The sequence below is a fragment of the Halogranum amylolyticum genome, from assembly GCF_900110465.1.
Lineage (GTDB): Archaea > Halobacteriota > Halobacteria > Halobacteriales > Haloferacaceae > Halogranum > Halogranum amylolyticum.
Map to the genome: position 1 here is coordinate 408179 of NZ_FODV01000003.1, position 21228 is coordinate 429406.

Below are 21228 nucleotides of genomic sequence, written 5' to 3' on the forward strand. Positions count from 1 at the left end.
TTCGAGTGGAGACACACCCACGTTTGCCGGTGTTAGGCCGTTACGGCCCAATATATCGGGTCGTGAAGTCCAACCGACGGTGGAGTGCGTCCAGATGATGCAAACGAACCAGACGAACAGAGGGTACAAAAATATTCTCCCTTCTGCCAACGGTGCTTTGAGTCGAAGCGACGTCGAACGCTGTCGCTCCCTCGTCTACCGTCACCCGGTCGTTCGCTCCACCCTCATCGTTTCCCGTCGAGTGTGACTCCGGTCGGACGCCGACTCGGACCTCCGAGACGGAGAGCACGAAGAACACGGTCGGTGGAGAGAGAGTACGGCCGTCTGTTCTATGTTTACTATTAGTGATACGCACGCGAGCGTGTCGTCGGTGTGAACTATCGACAATGCAGGTGTGAACAGCCCACATGAGCAGTCAGCGACGAGGATCGAGTCGGACGTTTCGGACTGCCCTGTCGAAACTCGGGTCGCCGGCGAGTCCGATCCGGACCGACTCGGCGGGAGTGATTGCGTCGGAACGTTCGAAGGAGAGGGTCGAGACGAACCGAACCCGTTTCATCTAGAAGGTCGGGTAGAACCTTCCACCCCCCACCCCTTCGTTTCGGGTGGAACCGCTCACGAGAAGGGGGGTGGGGGGAGGGGCGGCCACGACCGTCTCTAGAACACGCCAGTTTTATTTCCAGTGGTACCAAATAGTACCCGTAGTACTAGAAAAGCAGATTTTTGAGGGGACCAACTAGGTTAATTGTGTCGGAGTAAGTGTGGAACTGCATCGTCGGGGGTACCCGTTCGGCCGTCTCCACCCGAAACGAAGGGGTGGGGGGTGAAGGGAGAGGTGAGTCACCGAGGTCGTCTCCTACCTCGTCGTCGGTTCGGGTCGAACGTGTTTCGGGAGTTAGGAGGGGACCGTCCGACTATCGGCAGCTGGACGGAACTCGAACCGTCAACTACGAGACAGTACATCACGGAGATTCGTCGAGTCGAAACGGAGGGGTTCGACGTCTACCGGTTCCTCTGTTTTGTTGTGTTCGTTACAACTATCTGATGGCTGAACGTTGTCTGACGCAGTACTTAAGTAAGCGCGGTGACGCTATACCGGCATACGCCCTTCCCCGGACGGTCGTTCGGGAGGAGCGGGAGGCAATGGATGGGACTGCTAACAGAACTCAGAGACAGTATCTCACGGGTTACAGAACGGCTGTTCTCGGCCAGCGAACCGAAGCGGATCGGTATCTACGGGCCGCCGAACGCCGGAAAGACGACCCTCGCTAATCGTATCGCTCGCGACTGGACCGGTGACGCCGTCGGCCCGGAGAGTCATATTCCACACGAAACACGCCGTGCTCGACGGAAGGAGAACGTCACCATCGAACGCAACGGCCGGACGGTCACCATCGACGTGGTCGACACGCCGGGTGTGACGACCAAGGTCGACTACAACGAGTTTCTCGAGCACGACATGGAGAAAGACGACGCCATCCGGCGCTCTCGCGAGGCCACGGAAGGCGTCGCGGAGGCGATGCACTGGTTGCGCGAGGACGTCGACGGGGTCATCTACGTCCTCGACTCGTCGACGGACCCGTTCACCCAGGTCAACACCATGCTCATCGGCATCATCGAGAGTCAGGAGCTCCCAGTGTTGATCCTCGCGAACAAGGTCGACCTCGAAGACTCGAACATCCAGCGCATCTCCAACGCCTTCCCGCAGCACGAGACGATCCCGCTCTCGGCGCTCGAAGGTGACAACATGGACGAGGTCTACGACAAGATCGCGGAGTACTTCGGGTGACCGAGATGCCTGAAGCGACCAACACCGACGGTGTCCAGATCGACCTCATCAGCGGCGAGCGGATGGACGGACTCCGCAGCATGGAGAAGATCCGACTCATCCTCGACACCGTCCGCGACGGAAACATCGTCATCCTCGAGGAAGGTCTCTCTCCCGACGAGGAGTCGAAACTCATCGAGGTGACGATGAACGAGATCAGCCCCGACGAGTTCAACGGCATCGAGATCGAGACCTACCCCAAGTCCCAGACGGGAGACAAGAGCTTCCTCGGTCGGCTGATGGGCAAAGAGGAGACGAAGAAGCTGACCGTCATCGGCCCAGCCAACCAGATCGAGACGCTCCACAAGGACGAGAACCTCATCAGCGCGCTCGTCTCCCGGAGATAGCGAATGCCGCACCAGTGTACGAACTGCGGGAAGACGTTCGCCGACGGGTCGAAGGAGATGCTCTCCGGCTGTCCCGACTGCGGCGGCAACAAGTTCCAGTTCCGACCGTCGGGAGCGACGGACGCCGAGAGCGACGGCACCGGATCGGACTCGACGCCCGATCGGGACCAGTCGACCAGCAGCGGCCGACCGAACACCGACAGATCGGATCGAAGCGGCGTCACCGGGACGGCGGCGAAGGCCGGTGCGTCGGTCCGCGAGTGGGTCGGAAACCGAACCACCGACGAGACCAACGAACCCGACGAGACCGGCAAAGCCGACGGAACTGACGACGCTCCCGAAGCGACGACCGCGAGTACCGACGTCACCATCGAACCGACCGACGACGGTGAGTCGGATGGAACCACAGCCACCGACGAACCCGGCGACGCCTCGGCTTCGGAGTCGACGACCCCGGAGTCTCCGTCTCCCGACCGAGAGGTCGACAGCGCGGAGGACCGAGCGCAGGCGAGCGCTCGGAGCGACGTCGTCACGCCGGAGGAGCTGTCGGCTGCGGAGAACCGGCCAGTAGGCGAACAGCCTGCCGACGCCGACGGCACCGTCATCGAACCGGAGTCGGAGGACCGCCCGGATCTCTCGGACCTCCGTGACGAACTGAACGACCAGTTCGAGAGCATCAAAATTCTCCAGCCCGGACAGTACGAACTCAACCTGATGGAGCTGTACGACCGCGAGGAGTACATCATCTCGCTCCGCGAAGACGGTCGGTACGTCATCGAAGTTCCCGACACGTGGCGCGGTTCCGAGGACGAAGACTGACCGGTGACTCTTTGGCCGACGCTCTCTCTTTCGACACCGTCACCGTCGCCTCTGCTCGCCCGACGCAGCGGCGTCTCCCGTCCGAACCCCTCCCTTTCGGCTGGAGAATCAGTACAGTCCCTATTCTCGGACTATCTACGATGCCGGCCGTCGCCTACTCCCACGGTCATCGTCGACCCGCGTCGCCGTCGGTAATCCGCCTCGCTGTCTCCGACGAGACCGCGGTTCCGGCAGTCGGTCGTTCCACGGGAAGCGACGCGCTCGCCGTCGCCGGCACGGACTGAAGCCTTTAAGCGGGATGGGATACACCGTGGCACCATGAGTCAAGCGACGAAGATCGTCCTCGGAACCGTCGGTGTGTCGGGTGTGCTCGCTCTCGTGATCCTGTTCGGTATCGCGTTCGCCTGAGCGGATGTTCACCGAGCGGTCACTCCCCGACGACGTGGCTGCGGTTCGAGCGGCGCACGCACCGGACTGTCTGGTCTTGGACGCCAGCGCGGACTTCGAGACCATCCCGCCGGCGGCGGCGGAGGATCTCGGACTGCTCGTCGAGTCGTTGGACCCGGCGACGTACCCCAGCGAGTGGCTTCCGGACGACGCTCCGGCACTCCTCGTCCGCTATGCGGGCAGTGACTTCACCATCGGGATGCCGGGCGACGGCACCGTCGTCTGGACGCGTCAGACCGTTCCGCCGACGGTCGTCGCCAAGAAGCGCGCCGAGGGGACTCCGGAGGAGTTCCTCGATTTCCTCTTCGCGGAGGCGTTCGTCCAGATCGGTCTCGACGTCCCCGAACAGTTCCTCCCGTTCTTCGGCGAGCACTACCGCGAACTCGACCGGGCGGTTCCGCTCGGCCCGAGCGACGTCTACCAGGTCGCCGCCGCACTCTACGAGGCGTGGGTCGGCCTCCAGACGCGCGAGGTGTTCCGCGAGTGGGCCGACGACTCGCCGCGACTCCACGAGGCGTGGGTCGACGCGGGCGAGCGACTCGAGGGTCGACTCGCCGACCTGCCGACCGCCGTCGCGCACGGGGAGACGTCGTTCCCGGAGGCGACGGAGTTCGCCTGCTCGGCGATCAAACACGACCTCGAACTCCCCGCGCCGTTCGCGGCGCTGGACACGGCTGCGTACGTCGAGTACGGCCCGGACTACGCGGTTCAGTGGGCGGAGAAGACGTTCGCACAGCTGGTCGACGACTGACGTGAGCGTGTGGCGGCGCGGTGAAACGGAGTCGTCCGCTCGGTGACCGACTACTCCTCGTAGCTGACGCCGCCGTCCTGATCGAGTGTGATCACGCCGTCGAACAGTTCGCGGAAGCGGTCGACCGTCTCCTCGTCGTGGACCTCGTTCGAGAGGTGGAACAGTCCGACCGCGCCGTTCTCCTTCAGCAGATCGATGAGTTGTCTCGTCGCGTCGTACGCTCGATCGACGTCGGCGTAGTAAGCCATCTCGGTGACCGAGTCGACGCTGACGCGGCGTTTACCCTCGTAGCTCTGCAGGAAATCGCGCGTCTGTGAGACGATACCGTCGAAGTCGTCGGGCGAAGAGACGTAGTGGACGTTCGGCGACCCCCGTCGCGAGTAGCCGCGCTCGACCGAGAGCGTGTCGAGGATGACAGCCCGTGACTCGTCGACGTCGTAGTACTCCAGTTTCTGTTCGACCTCGCGCGCCGTCGTCCGCGTCGAGATGACGAAGAAGGCGTCGGTGTCGGTCTTGAAGAAGTCGGTGTCGATGCGGTCGGTCTCGCCGATGCTCGGATGCAAGAGGAGGAGACTCGTCCCGCCGGGGATGGTCTCCGGAGCGTTCTCGATGGCGAGGCTGTATTCCATATCCGAACCATCACCCGAACCGACTTAACGATGCGGGCTGACACCTCGGGGCGGACTGACATCTCGGGAGCGGACTGACACCTTGGGAACTAACTCTCGCCACCGGCGACGACGAAGTCGCAACACGAACGGACGTGATACCGAGCTGGCGACTCAGAACACGGTGTCCGCCGTGGCGGCCCCGATGACGCTGAACACTGACCCGATGCTTATCGCCTTCAGCGTAACGAACACCTGCATCTGCAGTGTGATCTCCGCCGGGTCCATGTGGTTCGGGATCAGCGTCGCCGGCGCGTCGAACGACAGCGCGAGGATGAGCACCGAGAGGTACGAGACGAGGATGAGCGAGATGAACCGTACCGGCACTCCCCCGACCTCGGCCTCGCGATCCGGGTCGCGGTCGTCGTCGGCCTTGTAGAGCGCGCCGTACCCGACGGCGAACACGATCGCGACCGTCAGGACGGCCTGATACCACTCCATCCCGACGGCGAGGCCCCAGACCTCGTCGGTGACGACGAACGGACCCGCGAGTAAGAACCCCCCGACGATCTGTTGGGCGGTGTCTGCGAGTTGGAACCGGCGCTGTCTCCCGACGCGAACCATAGATGCAGTGTGGGGGCAGTCGTCAAAAACCGTTCGGCAGCGACGTGGTCGTCGCGTCCGTCCGCTCCGAACCCGTTTTATCGGACGCGACCGACGCTCCGGTATGAGCGTCCGCGACGAGTTCGACTCCTGGGCGGCCGACGGCCGCGACAGGGGGATGGAGGATCGCCACTGGCACACCGCGAAGCATGCACTGGCCCGGATGCCGGTCGAGGAGGGCGACGTCGTCCTCGATCTCGGTACGGGGAGCGGCTACGCGCTGCGCGCGCTCCACGACACGAAGGGTGCGAGTCGCGGCTACGGGCTCGACGGGTCGCCCGAGATGGTACGTAACGCGCGAAACTACACCGACACCGACGACGTCGGCTTCCTCGTCGGCGACTTCGACGACCTCCCTTTCGCCGACGACAGCGTCGATCACGTCTGGTCGATGGAGGCGTTCTACTACGCCGCAGACCCCGAACACACCCTCGAGGAGATCGCGCGCGTCCTCCGTCCCGGCGGGACGTTCTTCTGTGCGGTCAACTACTACGAGGAGAACGTCCACTCCCACGAGTGGCAGGAGAACATCGAAGTCGAGATGACCCGCTGGTCGGCCGAAGAGTACCGAACGGCGTTCCGGGAGGCCGGGTTTCACGTCGCCGAACAGGACAACGTCCCCGACCTCGACGTCGACATCCCGCCCGCCTCGGAGTTCCCGACCGACGACTGGGAGAGCCGTGAAGACATGGTCGAACGCTACCGGACCTACGGTACGCTGTTGACGGTCGGCGTCGTCCCGTAGGACGCCATACGTGGTAGCGTCCTGCTCCGTCGCCTCACCGGGCGCGAAGTGCGGTCGCCACGACGACGGCGGCGACGCCGACGCCGGTCGCGAGCGACTGTCGTCTGGAAGGCACTGACGTCGTCACACTGCCCTCTCTCACGACCGTCGCTCCGGTCCGGTCTCGGGCGACGGAGGCCGGTCCTCCGGTCACCCGAGGAACAGCCGGAGCGCCGGCGTCTGCCGGACGAACTCGGTCTCCTCGATGACGGCGTCGAGACCGAGTAGCCGTCCCGCTCCGAACGCCCCGAGTCCGAACAGCAGCAGCGCGTACACGAGGTGGTCGTCGATGACGAGACCGTTCTCCAGCGGCAGGCTGGCCGCCCAGTAGAACAGCATCATCACCGCGCCCCAGAACGCCGCCCAGCGGACGAACGCCCCGAGCAGCAGCGCGAGGCCGACCAGCGTCAGCCCCCACGCGTTCAGCGGGTCGATGACGCCGACGTACTCGTTGGCGAGCATCGGCCAGAAGCCGGCGAAGGGGTTCCCCGCCGGGATCGCATTCAACAGGAACCCGCTCGCGCTCCACTCGGGGTCCAGCACCTTGGTGATGCCGGCGTAGAAGAACGTCCACCCCATCACGACCCGAAGGCCGAGCAGCGCGTACCCGAACCACCGCTCCGAGTACTCGAACTCGACGTCCCGCCCGAACAGCTCGGTGTCCAACTGGCGTGTCGTCATCTGTGTTTCCTCCAGTCGAACGTTCGGCCTCCCGCCACTTCTAAACGCAAAGCGGTTGTCCACCGTCGGGAACCGGCCGAAGATTTATCCGATGCGACGGGCGTCGCCGTCGTCGAATCCGAGCTCGACGCTGCCCGACAGCGCCTCCGGCGTTCGGAGCGTCACCGCTCGTCCCTCCCAGTCGAGATGGACGCGGGTCGTCTCCCCGAGGAACTCCGTACTCTCGACGACCGCGGTGAACCGGTTGTCGCCGTCACCGACGGTCAGTCGTTCCGGTCGGACACAGAACGTCACCGCGTCGCCGACGTCGATCGCCTCCTCCTTCTCGTCCGCCAGCCGGAACTCGGTCCCGCCGACGTCGACGGTCAACCCCTCTGTTTCGTCTGGAGAAACTGATAACTCGGTCACTGTTCCTTCGAACAGGTTGTTGTCGCCCACGAACTCGGCGACGAAACGCGTCTCCGGTCGGTGGTAGACGTCGCGCGGCGTGCCGACCTGCTCGATTCGTCCGCCGCGCATGACGGCGACGCGGTCGGAGACGGCGAGTGCCTCCTCCTGGTCGTGGGTGACGTAGAGCGTCGTGACCCCCAGTTCCGACTGGATCTCTTTGATCTGCATCCGGAGGCGTTCGCGCAACTGCGCGTCGAGCGCGCTCATCGGTTCGTCGAGCAAGAGGAGTCGCGGACCAGGTGCGAGCGCGCGGGCTAGCGCCACCCGTTGCTGCTGGCCGCCCGACAGTTGGGTCGGCGCTCTGTCGCCCATCCCGCCGAGGTCGACGAGGTCGAGCAGGCGTTCGACGCGTTCGCGCCTCGACTCGCCGTCCGGCGGGTCGACGAACCGGAGTCCGTAGCCGACGTTCTCGGCGACGCTCATGTGCGGGAACAGCGCGTAGTTCTGAAACACGACGCCGACCCCCCTCGCTTCGGGTGGAACCCCCGACACGTCTTCGTCGTCGAAGCGGACTCGTCCCTCCGTCGGCGACTCGAACCCCGCCACCAGTCGGAGCGTGGTCGTCTTCCCACAGCCGGAGGGGCCGACGAGCGTGAAGAACTCGCCGTCTTCGACGTCGACGTCGACGTCGGCCAGCGCGGTCGTCTCGCCGTACCGTTTCGAGACGTCGTCCAGGTGGATCTCAGACACCGCCACCACCCCATCTGCCAGTTCCGCGGCAGTTCCTGTCCGCTCGACATAGCGTCTCGCAGCGAGTCACGGGCCGCTCCACCTCCCACCATATCGCTCTATCACGACGAAACTCAGACTCGTCACGACGAGCAGCACGCACCCCATCGCCGTCGCTGGGCCGAGACGGCGACCGAGGAAGCGTTCGACGGCGACGGGCATCGTGTAACTGCCCGACCCGGAGGCCAAGATAACTGTCGCATCGAACTCGCCGATGCTGATGGCGAAGGCGAACGCCGCGCCGGCGACGACGCCCGCCCACACCAGCGGCAGTTCGACGTCCAGCAGTGCTCGAAACCGACTCGCGCCGAGGCTTCTGGCCGACTCGACCAGCCGCGAGTCCAACCCGCCAAGCAGCGGCGCGACGTTCCGGGTGACGAACGGGTAGGCGGCGACGGCGTGGGCGGCGACGACGGCGACGCCGCCGATCACCTGGATCCGCGTGTCACCGATTCGGACGCCGAAGACCAGCCCTCGCAACATCCCGAGACCGACGACGATGCCGCTCACCGCCAGCGGAGCCATCGCCAGCGCGTCGACGATCTTCCGTCCGCGGAACTGCCGCGTCGTCAACGCGGCCACCACGACCCCCATCGGCAGGGCGACGACGAGCGTCCCGAGCGCGTAAATAAGGGAGTTCTCGATGGCCGGCAGCGGCTTCACCTGGTAGCTCGCCCCCGTCGCCTGCCGCTGCAGGAGGAACTCGTAGTGTCGGAGCGTGAGCTCTCCGGTCGGGCCGGTCACGCTCGACAGCACCATGCTCGCGATCGGGCCGACGAAGACGACGGCGACGACGACGGCGTAACCGAGGATGCCGAGACGGGTCAGCACGGCTCCGAGCGACGAACGGTCCGCGCCGAGCGACGAGAACGCCAGAAACAGTGACCGTCGCGGCTGTGGATGCGCCCCCTGTCCGGCCGTCTGTCGACTTCCCTCGTATCGCAGGTAGGCGTACGTCAGCCCCAGCGAGACCGCCGTCTCGACGACGGCGAGCGCGGCGGCCTCGGCGTACTCCAACTCGCCGACGAGTTTGTACACCCAGACCTCGACCGTCGCCAACTGGAACCCGCCGAGTGCGAGGACGATGGGGAAGGAGGCGAACGTGAAGACGAAGGTGAGCGTCGCGCCGACGAGCACTGCGGGTAACAGCTGCGGTAGCACCACGTCGACGAACGCTCGGTACGGCCCCGCCCCGAGGCTTCGAGCGGTCTCGACGGTGCGAGCGTCGACGCTCTCCCACGCGGCGGTCGTGATGCGCGTCACGAGCGGCGCGTTGTAGAACGCGTGGGCGACGACGATCGCCTCCAGCGTGTAGAGCAGATTCACGGGTCCGAGACCGACGAGCGAGAGCGTCCGGTTGAGCGTCCCGTTCTGGCCGAACATGGCGACGAAGCCGATGGCGACCATGATGGAGGGGAGGACGAACGGGAGGATGGTCAACGAGCGCAGCGTCCGGCGACCGCGGAACTCGAAGCGCGCGAGGATCCACGCGCCGGGGAGGCCGAGCGCGACGCTGGCGACCGTCGACAGGGCGGCCTGCATCGCCGTGAACCAGAAGATGTCGACGAGGTAGAACCGATCGGTGAGCACGCCGGACAGCGGCTCCGTCGACAGCGACCCGTCGACGGTGACCGCCTCGACGAACACCGTCGCGACCGGGTAGTAGAAGAGTACCGCGAGGACGAGTGCCGTCGCTCCTGCGACGAGAGCGAGCGTCCGCCGTTCGAGTGCGTCCCGGAGCCGAGTCCTCAGGCTCGACGGCCGGTCGCTGGATCCGCCCACACGTCTACTTGCTCGCGAACTGTTTGGCCCACGCGTCGGTCCACTCACTGAGGTTCCCCTTCAGTTCCTCGTAGGTGAAGGTGACGGGTTCCGGCGGTTCGTGGGCGTACTTGGCGAACTCCTCGGGTAACTCGGCAGTCGTCGTCGCCGGGAACTGCACGTTACGGACGGCGATCTCCGCCTGTACCTCGGGGCGGAGGACGAAGTCCATGAACCGGTTGGCGAGGTCGACGTTCTCCGACGTCTCGAAGCGGGCCATCCCCTCGGGGTTGGCGTACCCCTGGTCGTTCAGGAACCGGATCTGGTGTTCGCTCATGTCTTCACCCTCCGCGTTGGCGAACACCTGGTCGGTCGAGTAGGAGACGACCATCGGTGCCTCGCCGTTCGAGTAGGCGGCGTAGGAGTCCTCCCACGTTCCGAGGACGCGTACGCCGTTGTCCTGGAGTCGCCGCCAGTAGTCGAGGTAGCCGTCCTCGCCCTTCGCCGCGACGGTGTGGAGGAGGAACGCCCGCCCCGTCGCGCTCGACGTCGGGTTCTGGGTGAGGAGGTCGCCCTCGAACTCCGGTTTCAAGAGGCCGTCGAACGTCTCGGGTGCGGTCACTGCGTTCTCGTCGTACACGAGCGAGATGTATCCGGTGTCGTACGGCACCGCCCGCCCCTGCGGGTCGAACTCCAGCGACTCCTTGACCTCGCCGCGCCGGGAGAGCGCGCCCGACCCGACGGACGCGAACAGCGGGTCGGTCAACTTCTCGTCGAGACGGATGAGCATGTTCGTGTCGAGACCGACGTAGACGTCCGCACCCGGTTCGATGCCCTGTAGCTGTCGCTCGATGAAGTAGTTGAGTCCGTTCTCGGGTGTCTGCCACTCCAGCGTCGCGTCGAACTCGGCGTCGAACTGCTCTTTCAGCCACGGGCCGGGGCTCGAACTCGGTGCGTCGACGAACGAACTGTAGGTCGCCACCGTCAGCGTCTCCCCGTCGGCGTCGGTCGACCCGGTCGTCGTCCCCGTCCCGTCGGCCGTCGTTCCGGAGTCGTTCCCCCCACCGTCCCCTCCGTCGACCTGCTCTGTCGTACACCCTGCTACGAGTGCGGTCGCGCCGACGCCGGCCGACCGGAGGAACGTTCGTCGATTCATTACCGAGTGATTGTACCAGGTGATACTTAGGCGGCGTGGTCGCTCACGGGACGTCGTCTTCCCCGGTCGGCGGTCGACGGCGTCGCCGTCGGTGGCGGGACAACCGTTTTGCCCCCGTCACGCCCAGGTGGCCGTGTGAATCTCTCTCGTCAGGAAGTGCTCGGCGGACTGTTCGTCTTCGTGACGGTCGTCGCGGCGGCACTGCTCGCCGACGTGCTCGCGACGGTGTTCTTCTCGATCACGGTGGCGTACCTGCTGTTTCCCGTCCGTCGATGGCTCACCGCTCGCGGACTGTCCGCCCAGGTGGCGAGTCTCGTCACGACGCTCGCGGCGTTCTTCGGGACGCTCGCGTTCGCCGCGCCGTTCGTCGCCGTCCTCCTGCTCCGACTGGACGACCTGCTCGTCGTGCTGGAGTCGATCCCCGACGAGATACTCGTCGAGGTCGCGGGGTTGACGTACACTCTCACGCTGGAGGAACTGTCGACGGTGCTCGTCCGCTTCGCGCGGACGTTGGCGACGGCGTCTGCGACCGCCGCCCCCGTCTTACTGATCAAGTTCACGCTGTTCGGACTGCTCGTCTTCTCGCTGCTCTTCCACCAGCAGGACGCTCGTCGGGCGACGTTCGCGCTCGTCCCGTCGGAGTACCGCGACGTCGCCGAGGCGCTCAACCGCCGGACGCGCGAGACGCTGTTCGCCATCTACGTGCTGCAGGCGGCGGTGGCGGTGGGGACGTTCCTCATCGCGCTACCGGTGTTCTCCCTCTTCGGCTACGACTATCCGTTGACGCTCGCCGCCGTCTCCGCGCTCCTGCAGTTCGTCCCCATCGTCGGTCCGAGCCTCGTACTCGCCGCCCTCGCGGGGTGGCACGTCGTCTCCGGGCAGCTCGTTCAGGCGGCGCTCGTCTTCTTCGTCGGCGGCTTTCTCGTCGCGTGGCTGCCGGATATTCTCATCCGTCCGCGACTCGCGAGGGAGACGGCCGACCTCCCCGGGAGTCTCTACTTCGTCGGCTTCGTCGGCGGCGTACTGAGCCTCGGTCCCATCGGATTCATCGCGGGACCGCTCGCCGTCGGACTCGTCGTCGAACTTGCAAACCTGCTCGCCGCCGAACTGAACGGCGAGTCGACCGAGTCGCTCGAGACGACCGAGTAGAGTCCCGTGTTCTCTCTGGTCTCCGTCTCACTCACGTCTCGCTCTCGCCGGTGAGTTCGCCCTCGACGGGACCACCACGCTCGTCCCACTCGGTGAGACTCCCCTCGTAGAAGGCGACGTGTTCGTAGCCCAACTGCCGGAGGACGACGTAGGTGTGGCTGATTCGTCGGGCGGTGTTACAGTAGAGGACGACCTCCTTGTCGGGCGTGATGCCGCGCTCGGCGAGCAGCGACTCCAACTCCGCTCTGGGCTTCAGCCCGCGGCTCTCGTCGTCGACGAGTTCCAGCCAGTCCAGTTGGACGGCCCCGGGGAGGTGTCCCTCCTCGTACTCCCACGCCTCGCGGGTGTCGACGACGACCGTCTCCGGGCCGTCGCGCTCGTTCCTTCCGTCTCTCCCGTCGTCTCCTTCACCTTCGCCGCTCGCGGCAGACACACGCTCGACGGCGTCGAGGACGTACTCGTAGTCGACGAGCGGCGACGACTCGGGGTCGCGGACCTCGTAGTCGCCCTCGGGGTGGTCGACCGCTTCGCGTTCGACCTCGTGTTCGCGACTCCAGGCGCTGAAGTCGCCGTCGAGGAGGTGGAGATCGCGGTGGCCGTACAGTTCGGCCGTGACGAGGAAGCGCGCGGCGAAGACGCCGTGGGTGTCGTCGTAGGCGACGAGCGTGTCGTCGGCGTCGATGCCGGCTTCGTTCATCAGGTCGGTCCAGACGTCGGCGCCGGGGAGCATCCCCTCGTCGCCGACGTCGCTGCGGAACGAGTCGAACGGGACGTTCACCGCACCCGGAACGTGGCCGATACCGTCGAACTCCCAGCTGTCGCGGACGTCGACGACGCGGACGTCGTCGAGGTGGTCCGCCAACCAGTCGGCCGACACGACGAGGTTCTCGTACATACCTGGCGTTTCCCGCGAACGCTCTTATCCTTCCGGGCTTCGACACCACCGGTCGGCGAACCGAGGTAGCGGCAGAATGTTCTGGTAGTTCGGGCGGTCTCCGACCCTTCGTGCACTGTCAGGGTTCGTGAACGGAGTGAGCAAGCCCTGGACCGTCGGTTCGGGCGGAATGTGGCAAATATCTCCGCGACTCGGCAGGAGAGGCGAACTATGCCCTGGCTAGTGGTATTATACGAGTTTGTGGCGTACACTGGGGTGCAATGTCTGATTACGCAAAAGACGTTCTCGTCTCCGCGGACTGGGTGGAGGACCATCTCGAGGAGTTCCAGAGCGACGATTCTAGCTATCGGCTGGTGGAGGTCGACGTCGACACCGAGGCCTACGACGAGGGTCACGCCCCCGGCGCGGTCGGCTTCAACTGGGAGACCCAACTGCAGGACCAGACGACCCGTGACATCCTGACGCAGGAGGACTTCGAGGAGCTGCTCGGCTCCCACGGCATCAGCGAGGACGACACGGTCGTCCTCTACGGCGACAACTCCAACTGGTTCGCCGCCTACACCTACTGGCAGTTCAAGTACTACGGCCACGAGGACGTCCGTCTGATGAACGGCGGTCGCGACTACTGGCTCGACAACGACTATCCGCTCACCGAGGAGGTACCGGAGTTCTCCGAGACGGACTACGACGCCCGCGGGCCGTTCGAGTCCATCCGCGCCTACCGCGACGACGTCGAGAAGGCCATCGGCAAGGGTCTGCCGCTCGTCGACGTCCGCTCGCCCGAGGAGTTCTCCGGCGAGATCCTCGCACCTCCGGGTCTGCAGGAGACGGCCCAGCGCGGCGGTCACGTCCCCGGCGCACGCAACATCTCGTGGGCGGCGACGGTCAACGACGACGGCACGTTCAAGTCCGCCGACGAACTCCGCGAACTGTACGCGTCCGAGGGCGTCGACGACGACCAGGACGTCATCGCCTACTGCCGCATCGGCGAGCGCTCCTCGATCGCGTGGTTCGCGCTTCACGAACTGCTCGGCTACGACAACGTCACCAACTACGACGGCTCGTGGACCGAGTGGGGCAACCTCGTTGGCGCGCCCATCGAGAAGGGGAACTGAGCACGCCGAACCGCCGAGAGTTCCGTTTTCGACCGTCGTTCACCCACCGAGCACCAGCGCCGCGATCTGCGGCGTCAGGAACGCCTCGACGAACGCGGCGACGACGAACACCAGCGCCAACCCGACCAACACCTCGAACGCACCGCCGAGCTCCTCGCCCACTTCCTGGGCGCTCAGTCGGCCGCGCAGCCCGTCGAGTCCGACGCGTCCGAGGTGGAGGCCGAGCCCGCCCGAGACGGCGAGCGCCGGCAGCTCGACGACGCCGTGGGGGGCGACCAGCGCGAGAAAGCCGACGCGGTCGAAGACGCCGGCCAGCGCGCCGATCAGTGCGCCGTTGAACAACAGTTCCGAGGCCGTCGGCACGCCGAGTGCGAGGCCGCCGTAGCTGCCGCCCGTCGCGACGAGCCAGTTGTTGGCCGCGATGTTGACGAACGGGCCGACGGCGAACGTGCCGAACACGCCGGCGACGTCCTCGGGCGGCTGGAGCGTCACCCCGAACGGGGCGGTGAACGCCCACCCTGCGACGATTCCGACGGTGAGCAACGCGGCCGCACCGACGACCGCGAGCGGGTGACCGCCGACGAACCGCCGGAGCGCTCGCCACCCGCGAGCGAGGCCGCCGCCGAACCGACGTCGGTACGGCGACCCGATCTCTCGCGACGGGAGTTCGACGTCGGCGTAGAGAGCGGTCTGGAACCCGCCGAGGACGGGGGCGACGACGAGCGGCGTCACGACGCCGACGAGACGCGGGACCCCGAGGAGGTTCGCCACGCCGGCCGCCGCTCCCACGGCGAGCGAGACGCCTACTGTGACCACCACGAACAACAGGAACTCGACGGGGTTCCGGCGGATGAAGCCGAGACTTCCGCGGACGCTCCCGGCGACGCCGACCTCGTCGACGACGACCGCCGGGCCGACGAAGGAGAGCGCGAGCGAGACGCCGACGGCGGTGACGAGGCCGGCGAGTCCGACGAGGACGCCGGCGACGACGCCGAGCGGTCCGCCCAGCGTGACGCCGACGGCGACGCCGGCGGCGACGAGACCGATCGCGACCGCGAGCAGGCCGACTCGCAGCAGCGAGAGGCCGACGAACGTCTGCCAGTGACCGACGAGTCCGCGGATCCCATCGGTCAGCGGGTCGCGCCCGTCGAGCGCCGCGTAGACGGCCGAGAACGTCCCGGCCGACGCGACCGCCTGCACGACGAGGCCGACCACGAGCGTCGCGAAGAGGGCGACGCCGAGGACGGCCACGACCGTCGGCGTCACCAGTCCGTCGAGCGCCTCCGTCAGGCCCGACGGGAGCGTCGTCGGGTCGCTCGGGTCGACCTGGTTCGGGTCGAACCCGTCGAACGCGCGGACGACTGGTTCGATGCGCCCCTGCGTGCGCAGCAGCGTGAGTACGAGCGCCAGCCCCGCCAGGAGCGGGACCCGGGCGACGACGAGCGTTCCGGTCGCGAGCAGGTAGAACGGGAGGACCGTCCACGGGCATCGAAGCGGAATCCGGACTCCCGAGCGGAGGGCGGATGCGAGAGACACAGTGGCTCCTCTCGGGGGACGAAGGTAGCTCTTCCCCCGACGCGTCCCCGTCGTCGCTCGTTTTCCTTCGCTCTTCACGTCGCCGACGGCGGCCGGCCGTGCCCCTGTCGATGCTTACAAACGGCCGGCGGGAGTACGCCGAGATATGGACGGACACACATTGGTCGGGCAGCTCCGTGACGACCACGAGACGGCACTCTCGCGGCTCGGTTCCTCGAAGTCGCTGTACGCGCTCACCGGTGGCGAGATGAACGCGCCGAGCGTCCGCGCCGCCGCCCACGACGAGGCGGTGACGGCCGCCCGTCTGTTCGAGGAGTGGACCGACAGCGAGGACGACCCGGACGCCGCACCCGTCTTCCGTCAGGTCGCCGAGGACGAACGGGCGCACGTCGACGCCGTCGGCTCCGAGGACGGCAACCCCGACACGACCCGCGCGATGTACGAGACGCTGGAGGGGTTCACCGACTTCCCGGCGCGACTCGGCGCGCTCGCGGCCCGGACGCTCGTCACCAAGAAGACTGCAGAGCAGTACGTCGGCTTCTTCATCGGCGACGCCGACCCGAGTTCGGCCGACACGTTCCGCGGCATCCGCGACGACTACGACGACCACCTCGACGCCGTCGCCGCCGCCCTCGACGACGCCTGTAAGACCGACGAACACTGGAACGAGGCGAAGACGGCCGCCGACGCCGTCGTCGAAGCCGCCTACGACGACTACGTCGAGACGCTCGAGTCGATGGGCGTCGAGCCGAAGAACGTCTGCTAACCGCGACCTTTTCTTGCGGGGGTTGAGGCCGCCGGAAGCGGCCGATGCCCCCGCAAAAAAGCTCGAGCAAAAAAGCCGCGAGGCTCGCTCCGCTCGCCTCGCAGTACAACTAGCTCACTGCTGAACGACCGAACCGCTGAGCTGCTTGCTGACACAACAACGACGCTCGTTGCCGCCTGTCTCGCTCACTGACTGTCGGACGCTACCACACATCCTGTGTACGGACCGTGCATCTCCGGGTTCGGTATTTACCTGCGCTGCCCCAACCGACGACGATGTCAGAGGCATCCGACGACGTGCTCTTCGAGTCGTTCGAGTTCGACGACGTGTCGCTCGACAACCGGGTCGGGCTCGCACCGATGACGCGGACGAGCGCCACCGACGACGGCCGCGCCACGGAGCAGATGGCCCGCTACTACGCCAAGTTCGCCCGCGGCGGGTTCTCCTTTCTCGTCTCCGAGGGCGTCTACACCGACTTCGAGTACAGTCAGGGCTATCTGAACCAGCCGGGGCTCGTCAGCGACGAGCAGGTCGAGGCGTGGGGCCAGGTCACCGACGCCGTCCACGAGGCGGACGCACCCATCTTCGCGCAGCTGATGCACGCCGGTGCTATCTCGCAGGGCAACCCCCACGCCGACGACACGGTCGGCCCCTCCGCTGTCAAGCCGGAGGGCGAACAGTCCGAACTGTACGGTGGCGAGGGGGCGTTCCCGGTTCCGAGGGAGTTGACGGCCGCCGACCTGGCGGACGTCAGGGACTCGTTCGTCGCCGCGGCCGAGAACGCCCGTACCGCCGGCTTCGACGGCGTCGAACTCCACGCCGCCAACGGCTATCTCCTCAACGAGTTCCTCGCCGCCGACGCCAACCGGCGCGAGGACGAGTACGGCGGCGACGTCGAGAGCCGCGTACGCTTCCCCTCGGAGGTGCTCGAAGCCGTCCGCGAGCAACTCCCCGAGAAGTTCGTTGTCGGCGTCCGCGTCTCCCAGGAGAAGGTCAACGACGAGACGTACCGGTGGCCCGGCGCGGAGGACGACGCCGAAGTTATCTTCTCGGCGCTCTCGGCGGCTGGCGCGGACTACGTCCACGTGACGGGGTCGGACGCCACTGCCCCCGCCTTCGGCGACGACGGACCGACGCTGGCCGACCTCGCCGTCGAGTACAGCGACGCCGACACGGCGGTCGTCGCCAACGGCGGCCTCGGCGACCCGGCGGCAGCCCGCCGGATGCTTGACGCCGGGGCCGACCTCCTCACGCTCGGCACGAGCGCGCTCTCGAACCCCGACTGGCCCCAGCGGGTCGCGGCGGGCGACGACCCCGACCCGTTTGACTTCGAGGAGATCCTGCTGCCGACGGCGACCATCGGCGACCACGAGGTTCCCGACGCCGACGTCCCGTCGCTGGACGACTGACAGGGGTTAGCGAAAATATTCAGACGGTCGGTTCATCTACTCTCCGAGAGTTGTCGGAAGCGGCGTGCTGAATAGAGAGTGTGAGTTCAGGATAACGAGTAGGCGATGGTCAGAGAGTTGACTATCCGTGAACCGATGATTGCGAACTCTATTCGAGAAGAGGAATCTGCCAGAAGCGGTGACGCACAGAGAGCGGATATCGAGCAACAGTGTGGTAACAGAACCGACACTATCGAACCACGCGAATAAGCCCGAGAGTGGGCGACAGTAGAACTACAACCCCGACGGAATGTAGGAATACCATCATTAGTCTACACCACCTCTTCTCGTACTATGGAGGAACAGTCTAACCCAATTACTCGGCGTGAAGTGATTGCGCTCGCTGGCGCAACGGCACTTGCTGGATGTTCGGGTGTGAACCAACTCACTCAACAATCTCCAGATGATTCTACACAACAACTGAACGCTCAATCAGAGGTCAGTGTCCAGCAAACAGAACCGGTTCGGGCCTTCGTCGGGTCGTATCACTGGGGGTACTTCGCTTTGGACGAGAGTGGCTCGGAACTTGACCAACTAACGCTTTCGCCAGGTGACGAATTGCGGCTCACTCTTTTCAACGTCGAAGCCGATGCCGCAATCGACAAACTCCCGGCTGCAGTACGCAGAAATATCCCTTCCTCTGAGGAACGTGCGCAGCGGAACAGACAGGCCATCCCTCTTCCCCAGGGAGCCACTCTCGAAAGCCTGCACGACGCAGCCGAGGCCACATATCCGGACCACAGTCTCGTCCTTGTCAACGACGAGTTCATGTGGAGTCGACCCGGTGGTCCGGGACACGGCCCTGGAAGTGGTGCCCCGGTCGGTCCATGGGGCGGTCACCACGGGCCCCACGGCGGAACGTACGGTCCGTGGGGTAGCCAAGGCCCCAGCCAGGGTTCCGGCGGTCAGTATGGCCCGGGGATGATGCCAGGACGCACCCCGGGGATGATGCCAGGACGCACCCCGGGGACGATGCCGGGATACGGCCCGGAGATGATGCCGGGATACGGCCCGGAGATGATGCCAGGGTCTGGATGGGGGAGCGAGTATGGCGGATCGCTCGCTCCACCGGTGTACCTCTGGCATCACTCAACGGTACCCAGCGAACTCGGATTCGTGGTGAACACACCCGGCTCGTTCGGGTTCGTGTGTACGGTCTACTGCGGGTACGGGCATCCGTACATGGCCGAACGCAGTCGAGTCGTCGTGACCGAGGACTGAGTTGGCAGGGGAACCGGATCATTCCGGAACCACGAGTCTAGTTCCCCGTCGTTCGAGACAAGGCTGTGGGAGGTAGCTGACCCGCGTGTTGCATCCGTTGGTATCTCTCCCGATTCATTCTACTAGTTGAGAGAGGGTAGCGATCGATACGCGCCCGCTCTTCCACACGCAGATTTCGGCAGGTGAGGCAGCTGTGACGTCGAAGCGTACGAAGACTTCCGCTAATCGCTGTGAGGAGGACGACGGCCGAATACGCGGGCCGACGCACTGTCGCTCAGGGCGTCAGTCGGTAGCGGACCGTCCGCTGTCCCTCGAACATCGGTCCGCTCCCCTTCTTCTCGAACCCCACCGCTTCCACTGCAGCGCGCATCGACTCGTCGTTCGCGGTGACGACGACCTCGACGTCCATCCCCTCGTTCTCGGCGAACCGGACCGGCTCTTCGAGCAGTCGCTCGCAGGCGTCGCGGGGGCCGCCGAACTGCGTGACGTGGACGACGTTGTCTCGAACGTCGAAGCTCACGAACCCGCGCGGCTCGGGGGCCTCGCTCTCGGCTCCGCCTTCGTCGCCGTCTTCCGCCGACGGCAGTTCGCCGACGCGGACGGTCCGGTCGTGGATCACCGTGCGCATCGCGTCGGGCGGGAGATCGGCCAACGCGGCGAGCGCGTCGGCGTCGTCTTCGACTGCGTCCCGAACGTTCATACCTCGTATGGTCGCCGAGCGGGCGTAAAACCCCGGGAGAGTGGCGACGTCTCGCTCCGTCCGTGTCACGACATGTACAATCGGCAACCGTTGGGTAAGTGGACACAGTTATGCGGTTGCCCACGCTACGCTGTCGCATGTTTGAGCACCAGTTCGCAGTGTCGACCGTCTCGGAGGGTGTCGTATGCGCGTAGTCGCCAAGTTCGGGGGGACCTCCCTCGGAAGCGGCGACCGTATCAATCGGGCGGCTGACTCCATCGCCGCCGCCGTCGAACACGGCCACGAGATCGCCGTCGTCGCCTCCGCGATGGGGAGTACGACCGACGACCTGCTCGACGAGATCAAGTTCGAGACGTCGGACGCCGACCGTGCCGAGATCGTCAGCATGGGCGAACGGACGAGCGTCCGGATGCTCAAGGCCGCACTGGCCGCCCGCGGCGTCGACGCGCTCTTTCTCGAACCCGGCAGCGAACAGTGGCCCGTCATCACGAACGACCTCGGCGAGGTCGACGTCGAGGAGACCTCCAAGCGCGCGGCGAAGTTGGGGGAGAAACTCGACGGCGTCGTCCCAGTGATCACAGGGTTCCTCGCACAGAACCTCGACGGCGAGGTGACGACGCTCGGCCGCGGCGGGTCGGACACGACCGCCGTGATGCTCGGGAAGTATATGGACGCCGACGAGGTCGTCATCGTCACCGACGTCGAGGGCGTCATGACCGGCGACCCCCACGTCGTCGAGGGTGCCCGTAACGTCGGGCGCATCACCGTCGACGAACTCCGGAACCTCTCGTTCCGCGGCGCGGAGGTGGTCGCCCCCTCGGCGCTCTCCTACAAGGACGACACGCTCGATGTCCGGGTCGTCCACTACCAGCACGGCGATCTCCTGACCGGTGGCACCCGAATCGAGGGGAAGTTCACCAACCTCATCGACATGCAGGAGAACAAACTCGCCTGTCTCACCGTGGCCGGTCGAGCGATCCGTAACCGACCGGGCATCCTCGCGGATCTCTCGAAGGCGCTCCGCGAGGCCGACATCAACGTCGAGGCGGTCGCCAGCGGTATGGACTCGATCACCTTCTACGTCGACATCGATTGCGCCGAGAAGGCCGAGAACGTCCTCCACGGCGAGGTCGTCAAGGATGACCTGCTCTCCTCTGTCACCGTCGACGACGAGATCGCCGTCGTCCGCGTCACCGGCGGCGAACTGCCGAACCGACCCGGCGTGCTCCAGGACATCGTCACGCCGCTGGCCGAGGCGGGCATCAACCTCCACGACGTCATCACGAGCGCCACCTCCGTCGCCATCTTCGTCGCCTGGGACGACCGCGAGGAGACGCTCAAGATCGTCCAGGACAAGTTCTGAGCCACTCGGAA

Annotated in this window: 24 protein-coding genes; 13 read left to right on the forward strand and 11 right to left on the reverse strand. The window is 65.9% G+C overall.

All coding sequences use genetic code 11. The features are described from left to right. Positions 1 to 415: 415 nt before the first annotated feature. Entirely contained in the window at positions 416 to 559 is a 144-nt protein-coding gene (locus tag BSG17_RS26900) for a hypothetical protein (protein ID WP_170864750.1), read from the reverse strand. A 588-nt stretch (positions 560 to 1147) separates the two neighbouring features. Between BSG17_RS26900 and BSG17_RS08110 the strand changes: the two genes are divergently transcribed. From BSG17_RS08110 to BSG17_RS08125, 6 genes are all read left to right on the forward strand, one after another. Then, positions 1148 to 1789 carry an Era-like GTP-binding protein gene (locus tag BSG17_RS08110; RefSeq protein ID WP_089822814.1) on the forward strand — a complete coding sequence of 214 codons (642 nt, stop codon included), beginning with the start codon at positions 1148 to 1150 and terminating at the stop codon, positions 1787 to 1789. A 5-nt stretch (positions 1790 to 1794) separates the two neighbouring features. Further along, complete coding sequence (locus tag BSG17_RS08115) at positions 1795 to 2175, forward strand: DUF2073 domain-containing protein (protein ID WP_089823056.1); 381 nt, start codon at positions 1795 to 1797, stop codon at positions 2173 to 2175. 3 nt (positions 2176 to 2178) lie between these two features. Next, positions 2179 to 2994: an OapC/ArvC family zinc-ribbon domain-containing protein gene (locus tag BSG17_RS08120; protein WP_089822816.1), complete on the forward strand. Its 816-nt coding sequence runs from the start codon at positions 2179 to 2181 to the stop codon at positions 2992 to 2994. A 140-nt stretch (positions 2995 to 3134) separates the two neighbouring features. Beyond that, entirely contained in the window at positions 3135 to 3278 is a 144-nt protein-coding gene (locus BSG17_RS26905; RefSeq protein WP_170864751.1) for a hypothetical protein, read from the forward strand. 34 nt (positions 3279 to 3312) lie between these two features. Continuing rightward, entirely contained in the window at positions 3313 to 3402 is a 90-nt protein-coding gene (locus BSG17_RS28925) for a hypothetical protein (protein ID WP_449271715.1), read from the forward strand. A 4-nt stretch (positions 3403 to 3406) separates the two neighbouring features. Beyond that, a complete protein-coding gene (locus BSG17_RS08125) occupies positions 3407 to 4192 on the forward strand; it encodes a DUF7089 family protein (RefSeq protein ID WP_089822818.1) in 786 nt (261 codons plus the stop codon). Positions 4193 to 4242: 50 nt separating this feature from the next. On the opposite strand, the gene BSG17_RS08130 is transcribed toward BSG17_RS08125, so the two are convergent. Both BSG17_RS08130 and BSG17_RS08135 read right to left on the reverse strand, forming a co-directional pair. Continuing rightward, entirely contained in the window at positions 4243 to 4821 is a 579-nt protein-coding gene (locus BSG17_RS08130) for a DUF7090 family protein (protein WP_089822820.1), read from the reverse strand. A gap of 153 nt (positions 4822 to 4974) precedes the next feature. Continuing rightward, positions 4975 to 5424 carry a DUF2391 family protein gene (locus BSG17_RS08135; RefSeq protein WP_089822822.1) on the reverse strand — a complete coding sequence of 150 codons (450 nt, stop codon included), beginning with the start codon at positions 5422 to 5424 and terminating at the stop codon, positions 4975 to 4977. Positions 5425 to 5527: 103 nt separating this feature from the next. On the opposite strand from BSG17_RS08135, the gene BSG17_RS08140 reads away from it, so the two are divergent. After that, positions 5528 to 6208 carry a class I SAM-dependent methyltransferase gene (locus BSG17_RS08140; RefSeq protein ID WP_089822824.1) on the forward strand — a complete coding sequence of 227 codons (681 nt, stop codon included), beginning with the start codon at positions 5528 to 5530 and terminating at the stop codon, positions 6206 to 6208. A 34-nt stretch (positions 6209 to 6242) separates the two neighbouring features. Here the strand turns inward: BSG17_RS08140 and BSG17_RS26910 are convergent, their stop codons facing one another. From BSG17_RS26910 to BSG17_RS08160, 5 genes are all read right to left on the reverse strand, one after another. Beyond that, positions 6243 to 6401: a hypothetical protein gene (locus tag BSG17_RS26910; RefSeq protein ID WP_170864752.1), complete on the reverse strand. Its 159-nt coding sequence runs from the start codon at positions 6399 to 6401 to the stop codon at positions 6243 to 6245. Continuing rightward, on the reverse strand, positions 6398 to 6928 hold the full coding sequence (locus BSG17_RS08145; protein ID WP_170864753.1) for a DoxX family membrane protein: 531 nt from the start codon (positions 6926 to 6928) through the stop codon (positions 6398 to 6400). Before BSG17_RS08145 ends, BSG17_RS26910 begins: the two co-directional genes overlap by 4 nt. Before the next feature lie 84 nt (positions 6929 to 7012). Further along, a complete protein-coding gene (locus tag BSG17_RS08150; RefSeq protein WP_244531499.1) occupies positions 7013 to 8068 on the reverse strand; it encodes an ABC transporter ATP-binding protein in 1056 nt (351 codons plus the stop codon). 66 nt (positions 8069 to 8134) lie between these two features. Then, the gene (locus tag BSG17_RS08155; RefSeq protein ID WP_170864754.1) at positions 8135 to 9889 is read right to left on the reverse strand and encodes an ABC transporter permease; all 1755 of its coding nucleotides are present in this window, start codon (positions 9887 to 9889) and stop codon (positions 8135 to 8137) included. Positions 9890 to 9893: 4 nt separating this feature from the next. Further along, a complete protein-coding gene (locus BSG17_RS08160) occupies positions 9894 to 11024 on the reverse strand; it encodes a thiamine ABC transporter substrate-binding protein (protein ID WP_089822828.1) in 1131 nt (376 codons plus the stop codon). Positions 11025 to 11159: 135 nt separating this feature from the next. Here BSG17_RS08160 and BSG17_RS08165 point away from each other — a divergent pair, with 135 nt between their 5' ends. Next, a complete protein-coding gene (locus BSG17_RS08165; RefSeq protein WP_089822829.1) occupies positions 11160 to 12173 on the forward strand; it encodes an AI-2E family transporter in 1014 nt (337 codons plus the stop codon). A 31-nt stretch (positions 12174 to 12204) separates the two neighbouring features. On the opposite strand, the gene BSG17_RS08170 is transcribed toward BSG17_RS08165, so the two are convergent. Continuing rightward, positions 12205 to 13068 carry a sulfurtransferase gene (locus tag BSG17_RS08170; protein WP_089822831.1) on the reverse strand — a complete coding sequence of 288 codons (864 nt, stop codon included), beginning with the start codon at positions 13066 to 13068 and terminating at the stop codon, positions 12205 to 12207. A gap of 260 nt (positions 13069 to 13328) precedes the next feature. Between BSG17_RS08170 and BSG17_RS08175 the strand changes: the two genes are divergently transcribed. After that, positions 13329 to 14183, forward strand: coding sequence for a sulfurtransferase (locus BSG17_RS08175; protein WP_089822833.1), 855 nt, complete (start codon positions 13329 to 13331; stop codon positions 14181 to 14183). Between the two features lie 39 nt (positions 14184 to 14222). On the opposite strand, the gene BSG17_RS08180 is transcribed toward BSG17_RS08175, so the two are convergent. Beyond that, positions 14223 to 15719: a stage II sporulation protein M gene (locus BSG17_RS08180; protein WP_089822835.1), complete on the reverse strand. Its 1497-nt coding sequence runs from the start codon at positions 15717 to 15719 to the stop codon at positions 14223 to 14225. A 145-nt stretch (positions 15720 to 15864) separates the two neighbouring features. Here BSG17_RS08180 and BSG17_RS08185 point away from each other — a divergent pair, with 145 nt between their 5' ends. From BSG17_RS08185 to BSG17_RS25935, 3 genes are all read left to right on the forward strand, one after another. Continuing rightward, complete coding sequence (locus tag BSG17_RS08185) at positions 15865 to 16485, forward strand: transcription antitermination protein (protein WP_089822837.1); 621 nt, start codon at positions 15865 to 15867, stop codon at positions 16483 to 16485. Between the two features lie 275 nt (positions 16486 to 16760). After that, on the forward strand, positions 16761 to 17894 hold the full coding sequence (locus BSG17_RS08190) for an oxidoreductase (RefSeq protein ID WP_089822838.1): 1134 nt from the start codon (positions 16761 to 16763) through the stop codon (positions 17892 to 17894). A gap of 987 nt (positions 17895 to 18881) precedes the next feature. Continuing rightward, complete coding sequence (locus BSG17_RS25935; RefSeq protein ID WP_139246571.1) at positions 18882 to 19154, forward strand: cupredoxin domain-containing protein; 273 nt, start codon at positions 18882 to 18884, stop codon at positions 19152 to 19154. A gap of 274 nt (positions 19155 to 19428) precedes the next feature. Here the strand turns inward: BSG17_RS25935 and BSG17_RS08200 are convergent, their stop codons facing one another. Next, entirely contained in the window at positions 19429 to 19854 is a 426-nt protein-coding gene (locus BSG17_RS08200; protein ID WP_089822842.1) for a hypothetical protein, read from the reverse strand. Between the two features lie 184 nt (positions 19855 to 20038). On the opposite strand from BSG17_RS08200, the gene BSG17_RS08205 reads away from it, so the two are divergent. Continuing rightward, positions 20039 to 21217 carry an aspartate kinase gene (locus BSG17_RS08205; RefSeq protein WP_089822844.1) on the forward strand — a complete coding sequence of 393 codons (1179 nt, stop codon included), beginning with the start codon at positions 20039 to 20041 and terminating at the stop codon, positions 21215 to 21217. Positions 21218 to 21228: the final 11 nt, after the last annotated feature.

Bases quoted from the DNA above. Each gene is read 5' to 3' on its own strand.
- BSG17_RS26900 (WP_170864750.1), bottom strand. From the start codon at position 559: ATGAAACGGGTTCGGTTCGTCTCGACCCTCTCCTTCGAACGTTCCGAC.
- BSG17_RS08110 (WP_089822814.1), top strand. From the start codon at position 1,148: ATGGGACTGCTAACAGAACTCAGAGACAGTATCTCACGGGTTACAGAA.
- BSG17_RS08115 (WP_089823056.1), top strand. From the start codon at position 1,795: ATGCCTGAAGCGACCAACACCGACGGTGTCCAGATCGACCTCATCAGC.
- BSG17_RS08120 (WP_089822816.1), top strand. From the start codon at position 2,179: ATGCCGCACCAGTGTACGAACTGCGGGAAGACGTTCGCCGACGGGTCG.
- BSG17_RS26905 (WP_170864751.1), top strand. From the start codon at position 3,135: ATGCCGGCCGTCGCCTACTCCCACGGTCATCGTCGACCCGCGTCGCCG.
- BSG17_RS28925 (WP_449271715.1), top strand. From the start codon at position 3,313: ATGAGTCAAGCGACGAAGATCGTCCTCGGAACCGTCGGTGTGTCGGGT.
- BSG17_RS08125 (WP_089822818.1), top strand. From the start codon at position 3,407: ATGTTCACCGAGCGGTCACTCCCCGACGACGTGGCTGCGGTTCGAGCG.
- BSG17_RS08130 (WP_089822820.1), bottom strand. From the start codon at position 4,821: ATGGAATACAGCCTCGCCATCGAGAACGCTCCGGAGACCATCCCCGGC.
- BSG17_RS08135 (WP_089822822.1), bottom strand. From the start codon at position 5,424: ATGGTTCGCGTCGGGAGACAGCGCCGGTTCCAACTCGCAGACACCGCC.
- BSG17_RS08140 (WP_089822824.1), top strand. From the start codon at position 5,528: ATGAGCGTCCGCGACGAGTTCGACTCCTGGGCGGCCGACGGCCGCGAC.
- BSG17_RS08145 (WP_170864753.1), bottom strand. From the start codon at position 6,928: ATGACGACACGCCAGTTGGACACCGAGCTGTTCGGGCGGGACGTCGAG.
- BSG17_RS08160 (WP_089822828.1), bottom strand. From the start codon at position 11,024: ATGAATCGACGAACGTTCCTCCGGTCGGCCGGCGTCGGCGCGACCGCA.
- BSG17_RS08170 (WP_089822831.1), bottom strand. From the start codon at position 13,068: ATGTACGAGAACCTCGTCGTGTCGGCCGACTGGTTGGCGGACCACCTC.
- BSG17_RS08175 (WP_089822833.1), top strand. From the start codon at position 13,329: ATGTCTGATTACGCAAAAGACGTTCTCGTCTCCGCGGACTGGGTGGAG.
- BSG17_RS08185 (WP_089822837.1), top strand. From the start codon at position 15,865: ATGGACGGACACACATTGGTCGGGCAGCTCCGTGACGACCACGAGACG.
- BSG17_RS08190 (WP_089822838.1), top strand. From the start codon at position 16,761: ATGTCAGAGGCATCCGACGACGTGCTCTTCGAGTCGTTCGAGTTCGAC.
- BSG17_RS25935 (WP_139246571.1), top strand. From the start codon at position 18,882: ATGCCAGGACGCACCCCGGGGACGATGCCGGGATACGGCCCGGAGATG.
- BSG17_RS08200 (WP_089822842.1), bottom strand. From the start codon at position 19,854: ATGAACGTTCGGGACGCAGTCGAAGACGACGCCGACGCGCTCGCCGCG.
- BSG17_RS08205 (WP_089822844.1), top strand. From the start codon at position 20,039: ATGCGCGTAGTCGCCAAGTTCGGGGGGACCTCCCTCGGAAGCGGCGAC.